At 47.7% G+C, this 14,694-nt stretch carries 9 protein-coding genes and 2 pseudogenes; 6 read left to right on the forward strand and 5 right to left on the reverse strand.

Annotated features, from left to right (window positions below; translation table 11 throughout):
* Window positions 1-311: pseudogene (locus H6G00_RS03480) on the forward strand (IS701 family transposase); the annotation flags it as partial.
* A gap of 705 nt (window positions 312-1,016) precedes the next feature.
* On the opposite strand, the gene H6G00_RS03485 reads toward H6G00_RS03480, so the two are convergent.
* The gene (locus tag H6G00_RS03485) at window positions 1,017-1,286 is read right to left on the reverse strand and encodes a DUF4278 domain-containing protein (protein WP_190642159.1); all 270 of its coding nucleotides are present in this window, start codon (window positions 1,284-1,286) and stop codon (window positions 1,017-1,019) included.
* A 205-nt stretch (window positions 1,287-1,491) separates the two neighbouring features.
* Between H6G00_RS03485 and H6G00_RS34575 the strand changes: the two are divergent.
* A pseudogene (locus tag H6G00_RS34575) lies at window positions 1,492-4,707 on the forward strand (COR domain-containing protein).
* A 108-nt stretch (window positions 4,708-4,815) separates the two neighbouring features.
* Here H6G00_RS34575 and H6G00_RS03495 read toward each other — a convergent pair.
* A complete protein-coding gene (locus H6G00_RS03495; RefSeq protein ID WP_190795651.1) occupies window positions 4,816-5,337 on the reverse strand; it encodes a hypothetical protein in 522 nt (173 codons plus the stop codon).
* Between the two features lie 534 nt (window positions 5,338-5,871).
* Between H6G00_RS03495 and H6G00_RS03500 the strand changes: the two genes are divergently transcribed.
* The 4 genes from H6G00_RS03500 to H6G00_RS03515 are packed head-to-tail and all read left to right on the forward strand — an operon-like array spanning window position 5,872 to window position 10,197.
* Window positions 5,872-7,200 carry an ABC transporter substrate-binding protein gene (locus H6G00_RS03500; RefSeq protein WP_190795652.1) on the forward strand — a complete coding sequence of 443 codons (1,329 nt, stop codon included), beginning with the start codon at window positions 5,872-5,874 and terminating at the stop codon, window positions 7,198-7,200.
* A gap of 12 nt (window positions 7,201-7,212) precedes the next feature.
* On the forward strand, window positions 7,213-8,127 hold the full coding sequence (locus H6G00_RS03505) for a sugar ABC transporter permease (RefSeq protein ID WP_190795653.1): 915 nt from the start codon (window positions 7,213-7,215) through the stop codon (window positions 8,125-8,127).
* Window positions 8,128-8,130: 3 nt separating this feature from the next.
* Window positions 8,131-9,036 carry a carbohydrate ABC transporter permease gene (locus H6G00_RS03510; protein WP_190795654.1) on the forward strand — a complete coding sequence of 302 codons (906 nt, stop codon included), beginning with the start codon at window positions 8,131-8,133 and terminating at the stop codon, window positions 9,034-9,036.
* A gap of 45 nt (window positions 9,037-9,081) precedes the next feature.
* Window positions 9,082-10,197 carry an ABC transporter ATP-binding protein gene (locus H6G00_RS03515; RefSeq protein WP_190795655.1) on the forward strand — a complete coding sequence of 372 codons (1,116 nt, stop codon included), beginning with the start codon at window positions 9,082-9,084 and terminating at the stop codon, window positions 10,195-10,197.
* Between the two features lie 183 nt (window positions 10,198-10,380).
* On the opposite strand, the gene H6G00_RS03520 is transcribed toward H6G00_RS03515, so the two are convergent.
* From H6G00_RS03520 to H6G00_RS03530, 3 genes are all read right to left on the reverse strand, one after another.
* Window positions 10,381-10,893 carry a hypothetical protein gene (locus tag H6G00_RS03520; protein ID WP_190795656.1) on the reverse strand — a complete coding sequence of 171 codons (513 nt, stop codon included), beginning with the start codon at window positions 10,891-10,893 and terminating at the stop codon, window positions 10,381-10,383.
* 39 nt (window positions 10,894-10,932) lie between these two features.
* Entirely contained in the window at window positions 10,933-11,865 is a 933-nt protein-coding gene (locus tag H6G00_RS03525) for a phosphoribulokinase (RefSeq protein WP_190795657.1), read from the reverse strand.
* A 242-nt stretch (window positions 11,866-12,107) separates the two neighbouring features.
* The gene (locus tag H6G00_RS03530) at window positions 12,108-14,585 is read right to left on the reverse strand and encodes an ATP-dependent Clp protease ATP-binding subunit (RefSeq protein ID WP_190683037.1); all 2,478 of its coding nucleotides are present in this window, start codon (window positions 14,583-14,585) and stop codon (window positions 12,108-12,110) included.
* Window positions 14,586-14,694 lie beyond the last annotated feature (109 nt).

A 14,694-nucleotide genomic window follows, 5' to 3' on the forward strand; every position in this document is an offset into this window, starting at 1 on the left:
ATTTGATGGTCAGTTTACAGTTTTGGGGCTTAGGAGAGGAGCCACCTCCACTCCTAGACGAAGACCAGTTAGATTTGCTCACTCGGTTTCGACAGCATCCGTATTGGAATGAGCCACAAGGGTGGAAACGGCGACTCAATAATCTGCGATTGCCCATTCAACCGTTTATCTTTTTCTGTTCAATCCAACCCTGGTTAGACGTGTTTGAGATTCCTGGTTTACACTCTGGCTTTGTGAGATTAATCCAGTGCATTAACCAGTTCTCAGGATGGCTTCCTCATCCTGTGCCTCATCGATTTTCCTCCGCCTAGAGTGATGAAAGAGGGGTAGATGACAAGAGAAAATCCATTCTCAAAGTTAAGGGTGGGGCTAATTGTTTCCATTCCCTCAATCCGGCGTTCTGCTTTGGTCTGTGCTAACGAGTTTCTTCTCTTTTGCGGCATTACACAATCCTTTAACAGTGAGTAGAGCAACCTGAAATCACTTGACATCGGTTGAATTGACCCCATCAAAATACGCAATTCGCAAAAGTACCAGGTTCAGTAAAGCCACAGAACTTTCGAGAGCAACAAAATTGGCGATCGCCCTTCACGCCCGTATTTTTGCTGGAAATTGTAAACAAAAACAGGTTTAAGAGTTTAAAACCCGATCTTTAAATTCAAAACAAGGTTTTGTGAGTTTGAAATCAGGTTTTGTAAGTTCAAAACAAGGTTTAAGAGTTTAAAACCTGATTTTTAAATTCAAAACAAGGTTTTGCGAGTTTGAAATCAGGTTTAAGAGTTTGAAATCAGGTTTTGGGAGGGGCGATCGCTTTGAGCGATGGCTTAGCTCAGCCAGGAGATTTGAGAAATCTAGTTTTTGCCTAAACAGCGTAGGAGCTTAGCATTCGGCAGATAGATCCCGCAATAGACCCAAAATCCTCGCCCGAATGCTAAGCCCTTACAGGAGACGTGCGCCACTTTTCAAATACCTTATAGATCTGTATCTAGCGATCGCACTCCAACAAGCAACCCCGATTAGGACTGCTTAAGATAGCAACAGCCGCGATAACGTAAAACCACCGTTGCGTCTGGAACCCAGGATTGGGGTTGAGAATGCCAAGTGCCTCCGCGATAGGTTCCATTGGCAGCAAATGATACGTTTTCAGATGTTGTAGGACGGCGATAGGAAATACCGCGATAGGTGAGGCGATCGCCCAAAACTTCTTTACTGGCTGCGATCGGACCTGCCTCGAAACCTTGGTCAAGAATAGCTTGAAACAGGCTGAAATGATGAGAAAACAGCATGAGATTATTCTCCTTGGGAGTTCTTGAAGAGATATACAAATGATGTAATGCCTGGCGCAGGTGTAATCTTTGGCGTGATTTCCCTGCGCTATATGTTTAAGTTAAGGTTGCCGCTGAGATTTGTCGGTATGAAAAGGTCAGGGAAAGTCAGCAGTGATAGACAGATTTGTGGCTACAGTATTGGGTAATGATTTAGTGATTACCGATGACTCAGGAAGAACTGCTGCAAGTAATCGAACAGGCGGCAAGAGATGGGAGGAGAACGCTTGACCTCGCTGGAGAGGGATTAACAGCTTTACCACCTGAAATCGGTAAGCTAACTCAGCTTAAACACCTGATTCTCGGTAAGTGGTACTACAACCATGAGGAAAGACGTGGCGAGTACATTGGCAACAATTTGAAAGCTTTGCCGCCAGAAATCGGACAGCTTATCAATCTCAAAAAACTTTGGGCTTCTGCTAATCAACTAAGCAACCTGCCTGCTGAAATCGGTCAACTCACCAGTCTGCGATCGCTCAAGCTCGACGAAAATCAATTGAGCAGCCTGCCTGCTGAAATTACTCAACTGACAAACTTGCGATCGCTCAGCCTTAGCGATAATCAACTGAGCAGCCTACCTGCTGAAATTGGGAAACTCATCAATCTGCAATCACTTGACCTCACCGGTAATCAACTAATCAATTTGCCTGTTGAGATCGTTCAACTTGCCAGTTTGCGATCGCTCAACCTCACCGGCACCGAATTGAGCAGTCTACCTGCTCAATTCGGTCAACTCACTAGTCTGCGATCGCTTGACCTCATCTTCAATCAACTGAGCAGCCTACCTGCTGAAATTGGGAAACTCATCAATCTGCAATCACTCGACCTCACCGGTAATCAACTAATCAACCTGCCTGTTGAGATCGTTCAACTTGCCAGTTTGCGATCGCTCCACCTCGGGTTCAATCAACTGACTAGTCTACCTGCTGAGATTGTTCAACTCATCAATCTGCAATCACTTGACCTCCGCGAAAACCAACTGACTAGTCTACCTGCTGAGATTGTTCAGCTCATCAATTTGCGGTCGCTCAACCTCAGCAACAATCAATTGAGTAGCCTACCTGTAGAGATCAAGCAAATCCCTCAACTTACACGACTAGAGTTGCAGGGCAATCCGCTTCCCATTCCTCCCGAAATTCTGGGGAGTTCCCGGAACAGTCTGGGCAAACCTACCAATACTTTAAAGTCCTACTTTCAAGTCCAAGACTCAGACGAAACTGAAGCGCTCTGCAGGGTGAAGTTCTTGATTTTAGGGGAGGGAGGAGTGTGCAAAACGTCTTTAGAAAGAAGGATTGCCGACGAAGCTGAAGCTTACGAACAAACTAAATCTATTGACATTTTAAGGTTCTACTTTCAAGTCCAAAAGCCAGAAGAAACTGAGTTGATCTATGAAGCAAAGCTCTTGATTTTAGGAGAGGGAGGAGTAGGCAAAACGTCTTTAGCAAAAAAAATTGCCGACGAAGCTCACGAACTACAAGACGAAAACACCACCCAAGGTATTGATGTGATTCGTTGGCAGTTTGAACTGCCGAACGGTCAACATTTTCGCGTCAATATTTGGGACTTTGGTGGACAGGAAATCTATCATCAAACTCACCAGTTTTTTCTCACTGAGCGTTCCCTCTATCTTCTAGTTGCCGATACACGCAAGGAAAATACCGATTTTTATTACTGGCTCAGCGTAGTGGAACTGTTGAGCAACAACAGCCCCATTTTGATCATCAAGAATGAGAAACAGAACCGCCGGTGCGAAATCAATGATCGCCAATTCCGAGGAGAATTTAACAACCTTAAAGAAACCTTGGCTACAAACCTTGCTGACAACCGAGGCTTGCAAGAAATCAAAGATGCAATTCAGCTTTATATCAGCAGACTGCCTCATATGGGTACTCGCTTACCTAAAGTATGGGCGAAAGTTCGATCTGTTCTAGAAAGCTATACTCGCAACAACTACATCAGCCTCGATGAATACTACCGGCTATGTCGACTCGACGGCTTAACCGATCAGCAAGAGATGCTATCGCTAATTCGCTATCTTCACGACATCGGCGTTTGTCTACATTTTCACACCGATCCACTGCTCAAAAAGACTGTCATCCTCAAGCCAGAGTGAGGCACTGCTGCCGTCTATAAAGTGCTGGATAATGAAACTGTTATAAACAACCTCGGCTATTTCACCCAGGATGAGCTTGCCGACATCTGGAGCAATGCTGAGTACGCCGATATGCGAGATGAGTTGCTGCACCTGATGATGCGGTTCAAGCTTTGCTACGAAATTCCGGGTCGTCCCCACACCTACATCGCGCCCAACCTGCTCTCCGTCAACCAGCCCGACTATGACTGGGATGAGACCGATAACCTGAGCCTGCGCTATGAATATGAGTTCATGCCCAAAGGCATCCTCACCCGTCTGATTGTGGAAATGCATCCCTGGATTGAGCAGCAGCTAGTCTGGAAAAACGGTGCCGTTCTGCACAAAGACCAGACTCGCGCCGAAGTGATTGAGCATTACAACCAGCGAGAAATCCGAATTCGCGTCACCGGAAGCCGCAAAAAAGAACTGCTGGCCGTCGTCACCTACGAACTCACAAAGATTCACCAATCCTACGAACGCTTGCAGTATGACACCCTGGTTCCCTGCAACTGTGAGAAGAAATGCAAAAACAGCCAAATGCCCTATTCCTACCCTCTAGAAACGCTACGTGAGTTTCTGGATGACCAGGCATACCTCATCCAATGTCAAAAAAGTCGGCAAATGGTAGATGTTCGCAGACTAATTGATGATGTTTTGTCCCAAGAAATTGAACTAGAGCAAAAGTATCTCGTCAGACCAGCTCGTCTGCCCACTCCCGCAGAATCCCTCCAACGAGAACTGGAGCAAGCGCGAGAAAAGTCACTCAATCGTCAATCGAGGCAAACATCTATGACGCAAGCTAGCCGCAGTCAGGTTTTTGTCAGCTACAGCCATCAAGATCGAAATTGGCTAAAACAGCTTCAAACTCACCTCAAGCCGATGATTCGCAATCAAACGCTAGACGTGTGGGACGATACCCGCATTCAACCCGGTGCAGAATGGCGAAAAGATATCGAGACAGCTTTATCAGCAGCAAAGGTTGCAGTCCTGCTGGTTAGTCCTGACTTCTTGGCATCCGATTTCATTGCAGATCAGGAATTGCCCCCACTTCTGAATGCGGCTGAGCAAGAAGGGTTGACCGTATTTTGGATACCAATCAGCTACAGTTCCTATGAGGAAACCGAGATTGCAAAATATCAGTCAGCCCATCCTCCCCAGCAACCTCTGGATAGCCTCTCTCCACCAGAACTAAACTTTGCCCTGGTAAACATCTGCAAGAAACTTAAAGCAGCATTTGTAGGAACGTAGGACGAGCAAAGAGCGATCGCTCGTCCCCATTTAATCGCTTATGTCCATCTGCTTGATTCGGGAGGAGTATGGGCTAATGGACTAGCTTTGCCCATCCCACGTTCAATGCTAGAGAGCGTTAAGTTCATTTTGAAGATTGGGAATTAACTCTTCAATCTCCTTGTCTGAAAGATGCTCCAGGATTTCAGACTTCCAAGTTCTTACAGAATCCTTGCAATTAAGCTCATGAATTAATATGCGTGCGCGCTCATAGGGACTCACGTATCTTGATTGTGCAACAAGATCTGCATAATCTTCCCATGTAGGGTGAGGCTCCCAGCGTTCAACCAACACTTTAATGAAGCATTTAGTGGCATGGATTTCACTATTAAAGCGATCGCCACAATGGGCTAACCACCCTGCATACCCAATTAGAGCTCTACATGCTGTTTCTAAATGGTTTACATGTCCTTCGATCGCTTGTTGTAACGGAAGATAGTTTAGATCAACACCCATCGCAATTAACTTATCTAAATAAAGTAGAAGCACTTCCAGGAGTTCTTCGTCCACATCAAGAGAAGATAAACTCTGCAAATTACTTTCCTTTCTCATAGCCCTTTGATCAATGCGTACAAACTTGGAAAGCACCATCTTCTCTAAAAGAGGGACGCTGTAAGGATAGTAACAGATACATTTCAGGCGTGGTTAAATACCAGAATGCGATCGCCTGTATTAAACGAGTATAAATATCTCGTTTTTGTTCATTAAATAGCGGTACATTTGTCAAACAATAGATTAAATTATTAACTGCTAAATTTATTCAATAATGTTAACTTTCCTAAACCATTAGATTAAAAATATATCAACGGATAGGGGTGTCACATCAATTAAAGTGTTACACAGGAAACAGACAAAAAATTGCTTTGAAAAGCAAAGATAGAAGCGGTGGGAAGCTTGCAGCGCAGGTAGCCCTGGTTTCTATTATTAAGCTGCGTTTTGGATAAAGTGAAGTGCGATCGCGCTAAAGTCATCATTCTTTTATCCTTTTCTTTTGCTTAAATAGACAACTTTTTGTCTGACTTGTCGCCTCGAAGCTAGAAGTTTGATCAACTCGCTGACCTCACTATCTTCGCTTGTCATCTTCGCCCGACAATTTCCGACAATTTATGAATTACCTTAACAGATATGAATGTTAATCAGCAGATTCGCAGACTCAAACACCTTCTGCAAACGCTGTCATCCCGCCGTCTGCGTCTGTGGGGGATAGCGATCGCCGCTTTTTTAGGGGTGATTTTTTATGGGGTTGTGGTGTTGAGCCAACAGCCCGTTACCATTAGTTTTCTAGTGAGTGCTCTGGAGGCAGAACAGTTTCAGCCGCTAGTTGAGCAGTTTGAATCAGAAAACCCAGACATTCGGATTCAAATTGCTCCCGCTCCCAATGCCTCCGATGCAGTTGAAGGATTGTACACTTCATCATTTCTATTGGGCGACTCACCCTATGATTTGGTGCTAGCTGACATTACCTGGATTCCTAAATTTGCGGCTGCAAACTGGCTGCTTCCACTTTCCGACCAGATCTCTGAAGAAGAGTTATCGGCTTTCCTCCCGGCCGATATTGAAGGTAGCCGCTACGAAGGTGAGCTATATCGGGTGCCAATGCGCTCCGACGTTGGCGTACTTTACTACCGCACTGACTTACTAGAAGAAGCAGGTTTGGAACCACCAGACACCTTTGAGGAGTTGATTGAAGTTTCCCAACAGCTAAAACAAGGCGATATAGATTGGGGCTATGTCTGGCAAGGCGCGCAATACGAAGGACTATCGGCAGACTTTGTCGAAGTGCTAGCCGGGTTTGGCGGCTTTTGGGTTAATCCTGAAACGCAAGAAGTGGGTCTTGACCAACCTGAGGCGATCGCCGCCGCTGAGTTTTTGCGTAACACCGTGACCGAGCGTGTTTCACCCCCTGGTGTCACCAACTATCAAGAGGTTGAAACACTACGGGTATTCCAAAATGGTAACTCCGCTTTCATGCGAAATTGGCCCTACGCTTTCCCAGAAGTTAACCAGGAAGGCTCTCCCATCAATGGAAAGGTGGGCATCAGACCTATGGTTTCCAGTGCTGAAGGCGAAGGCGGTGCCTGCTTAGGCGGATGGGGATTTGGCATTTCCGCCAGTTCTCCCCATCCTGAGGAAGCCTGGAGAGTGATCGAGTTCATGACCAGTGAGGAAGCCCAAAAACTGTTTGTGATGGAGTATGGCTATGTGCCTAGCCGCGTCAATCTGTTTACGGATCCTGAAATTGTAGGTCGATATGGTCACTATCCACAGTTGTTAGAAATTGCAGAGCAGGCTGTGTTGCGTCCACCCGTGCCACAGTATACGCAGGTATCTGATATTCTTCAGCGCTACCTGAGTTCGGCAATTTCTGGACAAATTTCTCCAGAACGGGCAATGGAGCGGGCAGCAGGTGAAACCCGCCGATTGCTCGGCAGATACTCCAACAACAACGCATAGGGAGGCGATCGAATGACCACAACAACGGACCCAATTCGCGCCAGAGAGCAACGCACCGGCTGGTTGCTGCTTGCACCAGCCGCTCTCATTCTGCTAGCGATTTACGCCTATCCAATTGGTCGAGCCTTCGTACTCAGCTTCTTCACCGAAAACTTGGGTACGGGCTTAGAACCCGTTTTTTCAGGCGTTGATAATTATGTACGAATGGCTTTGGATGGGCGGTTTTGGCTCAGTATCTGGAATTCAACCATTTTCACGGTTGTCTCCCTGATTCTGGAACTGATTCTAGGAATGGCATTTGCCCTGATTCTAGATCAAGCCTTTCGTGGCAGAGGCATCGTCAGAACGATCGCCATCTTGCCTTGGGCCCTACCCACTGCCATCATCGCCTTGGCATGGCGCTGGATTTTCAATGACCAATATGGCGTGTGGAATGACATGCTGGTGAATTGGTTCCATATTCTGGAAAATCCCGTGAACTGGCTAGGAAATCCCACTTGGGCAATGATCTGTGTGATTGCGGCAGACGTTTGGAAGACCACTTCTTTTGTCAGCATTTTGCTGTTGGCAGGCTTGCAGTCGATCTCCCAAGACCTGTATGAAGCTCATTCGATTGACGGTGCAACGCCCTGGCAGAGCTTTCGCCAAATTACGCTGCCACTGCTGATGCCGCAAATTTTGATTGCTAGCTTATTCCGCTTTGCTCAAGCCTTTGGTATTTTCGACTTGCCTCAGGTTATGACGGGTGGCGGTCCTGGTGGCGCAACGGAGATGGTTTCTCTCTACATCTACGCAACGGTGATGAACTATCTAGACTTTGGCTATGGGGCAGCACTAGTAGTTATCACATTCCTGGTGTTGGTTGCTGTAGTAGCGTTGTCTACTTTCTTCTTATCCAAAGTTCGTAACGCAACAGGAGTTCAGTAAGCCATGACCACTACAGCCCATGATACTCCTCACCAAACTCCGCCTGCGGGTCATTCTACACCTGGAGCACAGAGTTTTCCGCTAAAAAAAGTGTTGCTTTGGGTTGCCATCATTGCCGTTGTCCTCTTTAGCTTAGGGCCCGTGCTGTGGCAATGGTTAACCTCAATCAAAACCAATGATGCGATTACAGAATTGCCTGTAGTCTACTTTCCGGCTCCCAATCAGTACACCTTGCAGCATTATATTGAGCTGTTCACACGGGAACGGTTTGGCGCTTACATTTTCAACAGTGCGTTTGTAGCAATTACGTCTACCCTGTTGTGTTTGGCGATCGGGTCGCCTGCGGCTTACGCACTGGCACGACTGCGGCTACCAGGAGAGCAATTCATTCTAGCAGCCGTGTTAATCGTCACACTGTTTCCTTACATTTTGCTGTTTTTAGGATTGCTGGAAATTGTTCGAGTAACGGGACTTGCCAACAATTATTTAGCGCTGATCATTCCCTACACGGCGATCAACTTACCTTTAACCATTCTGGTGATGCGAAGTTTCTTCCAACAGTTGCCTCGCGATCTGGAAGATTCTGCCAAGGTGGATGGATACAACACAGTGCAGATGTTGACTCAGATTGTTCTACCCATGACGCTCCCCGCATTGGTGACAACAGGAATTCTGGCTTTCATCTTTGCCTGGAACGAGTACATTTTTGCACTCACTTTCATGACCCGTGAGAACCTGAAAACGATTCCTGTTGCAGCAGCTCAGTTGGGTGGCACCACGTTATTTGATGTTCCGTTTGGTCCTCTAGCGGCTGCAACAATTGTGGGCACGCTGCCGCTGATCCTTTTGGTGCTGTTCTTCCAGCGCAAGATTGTTCAAGGTTTAACATCTGGTGCGGTGAAAGGATAGGAAAAACCTTTCGACATTGTCAACTGCTATCTCTATTTAAAAGTCATGGCTAAACTTGAATTAAGACATTTAAACAAGACCTACAGCCCGAAGATTGTTCCTGTGAAGGATTTGAGTCTGGCAGTAGAAGATGGAGAGTTTCTCACATTTGTGGGGCCTTCAGGATGCGGTAAATCTACAACACTGCGAATGATTGCTGGATTGGAGCAGCCAACCAAGGGTGAAGTGAGAATTGGCGATCGCAATGTTAACGCCAGAGCACCGGGCGATCGCAATATTGCAATGGTGTTTCAGAGCTACGCGCTCTATCCGCACATGACCGTGCATGACAACATTGCTTCAGGGTTGAAACTGCAAAAAGTTCCTTCCAGTGAAATCCGGCACCGAGTTGCCGAAACAGGACACATCCTGGGTTTAGAGGAACTGATGGATCGCAAACCTGCCAAACTATCAGGCGGACAACGGCAGCGGGTTGCTTTAGCTCGTGCGCTGGTGCGTCGCCCTGATGTGTTTTTGTTGGATGAACCGCTGAGTAACCTGGATGCATTGCTGCGAGAACAGGTGCGGGCAGAATTGAAGCAAATCTTTGATGCTCAAAGTACACCTGTGGTTTACGTGACCCACGACCAAACCGAAGCGATGACCCTTTCTACAAAAGTGGCCGTCCTCAACAACGGTTATTTGCAGCAGCTAGACGCACCGCACGAAATTTACAACAGACCTGCAAACCAGTTTGTAGCTGGATTTATTGGCAGCCCACAGATGAACCTATTGACGCTTAAGTGTCAGGGCAATAGCGCGATTCTAGGTGATTACAGGATCCCGATTCCAGGTGGATTCGCACCGCCACCCGAAATTGTGTTGGGCATTCGTCCTGAACACGTTCGTCTAGCTCGACCCGATGAGCGGCAAACAATCCAAGGTCAAGTTTTCCTGGTTGAAAACCTGGGTATGAGCTACCTGCTTAGCGTTCGGATAAAAGGCGCAGAAAATGTCACCGTTCGGGCGCTACTTTCGGCAGATCAGCGCTGGAATAACGAAGACCTTACCTTGGCATTACCCCTGGAGTCAATTCACTGGTTTAATGCTCAAAATGGCGATCGCCTCCCCACCACCCACGAGGAAGCCCGCCTAGACCAGGGTATTCCGGTTAAGCGTTAAGCTATCAGACCTAACACAATCACCGTGTAAAAGGGGGTTTAAGCCCCCTTTTCATTTGTTTAAAGGCTTTTCCCTCGTCCCCAGGTTCCACCTGGGGATGCAATTTAGAGGCTCTGCCTCTTGTATCTTCGACGCAGAGCCTCTAGCTTGGCATTACAAAACTCCGCCTTGTAACGAGATTTCTTATTGAGGATTTACATCTTCAACAGTTGCATCACCTACGCCTAGCAGTACTTCCAAAGAGTGCCCATCCTGACGAGCTCTAACTGCTTTACGATAAACAGAGTGATCGGTTGGCAATGTTCGAGTTTGTCCGTCAGTCGTGTAGGTCAATGAGTATTCTACGGTTTTGAGCAGTTCTGGAGTGCCGATTTGTTCCAGCGATCGCTTCCTGCCCTCCAGCTCCTCTGCCGTTGGGCGCAGCGGCAACTCCGCCCACCACAGTCCCTGATCATCTGGACCAGTCACCGCACCGTCAGGCTGTTCACCATTTTGATTGAGCAGTGAGGTCGAGGCAAATTCCTCGGTGCGAGTGCGGCGGCGATCGCTTGGATCAGTCGTATACTCAACTCGCCAAGTATAAGTCGTTAAAGCAGTTGCTTCATATTGGGTCGTTGCAACTGTCGTACAGCTTGAAACAATGCACCCTAAAGTAACTCCAGCTGCACCCACTAAAAACCGATAAATTGAACTCATAACAATTGAGCAATTTTTACTTCAATCCCAAAGTCATTCCTACAGTTTGGCAGCTTTGAGCATGTGATAAGTAATTAAAAGCTGCGTTAGAGCCAGTGGATGGCTTTGCAAAATCTCACCCGTCGTGCCAACGACTTTACCAATCGCTTGATTTCCATTCAAGCTACAAAACTGCCCCAAGTAGGGAACCTCGTTACAGAGAATTCGCTCTAGCTCCCTAACCTGTTCCACAGTCGCGTGACCATCGATTCCTAAAACGTCTACAGGCTTACCCATATCTCGATCTAGCTCCAACCGAATGGCTGAACCCAAATGATTGCCATCCGGCTTGAGAACGTGAACCAAATCAGGGTGCGGAATCGTAGGTCGCAACACCAAGTGCACATTCAGCAGCAGATCGTCCTGCGATTCTTCGCTAGAAGGATAAAAGGTGACTATCACATCTGCCCACTGGCGCTGAGGTCGAATAAACGCTTCTGAATCAGGTTCCCGCTTTTGTAATTGCTCCAAAACCTGCTCGCTGTTATAACCCCGCTTGGCGGTATCTCGCTTAATTTTCCAGGTTGCTCGCAATGGTTCTGGCGGTGCTAGATAAACTTTGACATCATAGCTGTCTCGCATTCCACGAGTTGAGTAACCCAGCAAACCCTCAACAATTACATATTTGCTGGGTTTGATGTAAACAGGCGGGTCAAAAGTACCCGTCTTATGGTTATAAATCGGCTTTAGAATTGGCTGCCCAGCGCGAAGAAGCGCTAAGTGTTGTTGAATAATATCGAGATAGTTGCAGTCTGGATGCAGGGCCGAAATTCTCATTTCGGCTCTCTGCTGGCGATCGTAGCGATGATAGTCATCGGTGCAAATCACCGTAACGTCTTCTTCTCCCAAGACTTGAGCAATACCTTTCGTCAGAGTCGTTTTACCAGCCGCGCTGTCGCCAACAATACCAAGGATAATAGGGCGATCAGTCATGGCTTCCTCCTGTTCAGGGATAAGGACAACGTCAATCAAAGATTGAATGCAATAATTTTAAGGTTAATTGGGGACAGCAATTCTTTTACTTAACATCAGTTCGATTTAGGGTGAGCAACCGTAGCCGTTCTTATTCTGTCTTAGCCCAACTAATCAGAGCGATCGCCCAAATATAAAAGCGGTGCAGGCACAGCCCACACCGCTATAAACCCATGATAGGTTTTCAAACTTTACTGTCGTGACTAGTCAACAGCTTGAGGTAACAACTCTCGCTTCTCACCTTGAAGTACCTGCACCTGCCCGTCATCGTTTACGTCAACGATAGCGGTATCCCCTTCTTTGACGCGTCCAGAGAGGATTTCCTCAGCCAGACTATCTTCCAAGAGGCGCATAATCGCTCGGCGCAAAGGTCTTGCACCGTAAGAAGGATTGTAACCTTCTTCCACCAGACGGTCTTTGAAGCGCTCTGTGACTTCCAGGGTAATTCCCTGTTCTCTCAAGCGACCAAAGACTTCGTTCAACAGAATGTCGGAGATTTCCTTGACTTCGTCCTTCGAGAGTTGACGGAAGACAATGATCTCGTCGAGACGGTTAAGGAATTCTGGGCGGAAGTACTGCTTCAGTTCTTCGTTGACCAGAGAGCGGATTCGAGTGTACTGGGCATCTGCTTGATTTTCCGAGGAAACCTCGAAGCCCAAACTGTTTCCACCCTTCTCAATCACCTTAGAACCGATGTTAGAGGTCATGATCAACAGCGTGTTCTTGAAGTCCACTGTGCGTCCTTTGGCGTCGGTCAAGCGACCGTCTTCCAGGATTTGCAGCAACATGTTGAACACGTCTGGGTGCGCTTTCTCAATCTCGTCGAACAACACAACAGTGTATGGACGACGACGCACTGCTTCAGTAAGCTGACCCCCTTCGTTGTAACCGACATAACCGGGAGGCGAACCAATCAGTTTAGAAACTGTATGGCGCTCCATAAACTCGGACATGTCAAGGCGGATCATTGCTTCTTCGGAACCAAAGAAGTAAGAAGCCAGAGACTTAGCAAGCTCTGTCTTACCTACCCCGGTTGGTCCGGAGAAGATAAAGCTAGCGATGGGTCGGTTGGGGTTCTTCAATCCAACACGGGCGCGGCGAATCGCACGAGAAATCGCTCTAACAGCTTCTTCCTGACCAACAAGGCGCTGGTGCAGGGTGTCTTCCATGTGCAGTAGTTTCTCAGACTCGGATTCGGTCAGCTTATTGACCGGAACACCTGTCCAAGAAGCAACGATTTGAGCAATATCCTCTTCGTCCACAATCGGGGAAGTGTCTTCACCGTCTGCGGATTCTGTGGTTTTCTTGCTCTGAGCGATCGCCCGAATCTCAGCCTTGATCTCCATTTCGCGATCGCGCAATTCTCCAGCCCGATCGAAGTCTTGAGAACGAACCGCATCATCTTTGTCCTTAAGGACTTGACGCAGTTCCTTATCTAGCTCCTTAGCGGCAGGAGGAAGCTGAGAATTGATCAAGCGAACCCGAGAACCTGCTTCATCAACCAGGTCGATTGCCTTGTCAGGTAGGTAGCGGTCTGAAATATAGCGGTCGGAGAGCTTAGCGGCTGCTTCGAGGGCGGCATCAGAGATTTTCAGCTTGTGATGCTGCTCATAACGCTCTCGTAAACCGTGTAGGATCTCGATTGTCTCAGGTACGGTGGGTTCACCGACCATGACAGGCTGGAAGCGGCGCTCTAGAGCAGCATCTCGCTCGATGTGCTTACGATATTCATCCAGGGTCGTTGCACCGATGCACTGAAGTTCACCCCGCGCCAAGGCTGGCTTGAGGATGTTAGCAGCATCAATCGCCCCTTCTGCGGCACCTGCACCAATTAGGGTATGAACTTCGTCAATTACCAGGATGACGTTCCCAGCTTGACGAATCTCATCCATAATCTTCTTCAGGCGCTCTTCAAATTCACCTCGATATTTGGTGCCTGCAACCAGCAGACCAATATCTAAAGTGACAACGCGCTTTTCTTCTAGGATGTCAGGGACATCGTTGTTAGAAATGCGCTGAGCCAAACCTTCAGCGATCGCGGTTTTACCTACTCCAGGTTCACCGATTAGAACAGGGTTGTTCTTTGTACGGCGACCTAGAATTTGAATAACTCGCTCAATTTCTTTTTGACGACCAACAACGGGGTCAAGCTTGCCCTCAGCGGCCATCTGGGTCAGGTTAGCCCCAAATTCGTCCAGGGTTGGAGTTTTGGTACGACCTTGACTGCCACCAGCAGAAACCTCTGCGGTTTCTCCTAGCATCCGAATGACTTGAGTTCGAACTTTGGAAAGGTCAACTCCCAAGTTCTCCAGAACCCTTGCGGCGACTCCTTCCCCCTCTCGGATTAAACCCAAGAGTAAGTGTTCAGTCCCAATGTAGTTATGCCCCAGTTGACGAGCCTCTTCAAGCGACAGTTCTAGGACGCGCTTGGCTCGTGGTGTGAATGGGATTTCAACGGCGACGAAGCCAGAGCCTCGGCCGATGATTTTTTCGACTTCAATCCGAGCGTCTTTGAGATTGACGCCCATTGATTTCAGCACTTTGGCGGCGACGCCGGTCCCTTCTCCAATCAGACCCAGGAGGATCTGCTCTGTACCCACGAAGTTATGTCCCAGGCGACGTGCTTCTTCCTGGGCAAGCATAATCACCTTAATGGCTTTTTCTGTGAAGCGTTCAAACATGGCGTTTTTCCATCACCTGCTGCGTGCCGGTACTGCTGATTCTAGCATAGGGAAACGGACTGGTTGCCACCTGTACAACAACCAGCCCATAGTAGTAGTTATCAAAGCT

The sequence above is a fragment of the Leptolyngbya sp. FACHB-541 genome (assembly GCF_014695875.1).
Lineage (GTDB): Bacteria > Cyanobacteriota > Cyanobacteriia > Elainellales > Elainellaceae > JAAUTN01.

Coding starts and splice junctions, on each gene's coding strand:
- H6G00_RS03485 (WP_190642159.1), bottom strand. CDS start 1,286: ATGCTGTTTTCTCATCATTTCAGCCTGTTTCAAGCTATTCTTGACCAA.
- H6G00_RS03495 (WP_190795651.1), bottom strand. CDS start 5,337: ATGGTGCTTTCCAAGTTTGTACGCATTGATCAAAGGGCTATGAGAAAG.
- H6G00_RS03500 (WP_190795652.1), top strand. CDS start 5,872: ATGAATGTTAATCAGCAGATTCGCAGACTCAAACACCTTCTGCAAACG.
- H6G00_RS03505 (WP_190795653.1), top strand. CDS start 7,213: ATGACCACAACAACGGACCCAATTCGCGCCAGAGAGCAACGCACCGGC.
- H6G00_RS03510 (WP_190795654.1), top strand. CDS start 8,131: ATGACCACTACAGCCCATGATACTCCTCACCAAACTCCGCCTGCGGGT.
- H6G00_RS03515 (WP_190795655.1), top strand. CDS start 9,082: ATGGCTAAACTTGAATTAAGACATTTAAACAAGACCTACAGCCCGAAG.
- H6G00_RS03520 (WP_190795656.1), bottom strand. CDS start 10,893: ATGAGTTCAATTTATCGGTTTTTAGTGGGTGCAGCTGGAGTTACTTTA.
- H6G00_RS03525 (WP_190795657.1), bottom strand. CDS start 11,865: ATGACTGATCGCCCTATTATCCTTGGTATTGTTGGCGACAGCGCGGCT.
- H6G00_RS03530 (WP_190683037.1), bottom strand. CDS start 14,585: ATGTTTGAACGCTTCACAGAAAAAGCCATTAAGGTGATTATGCTTGCC.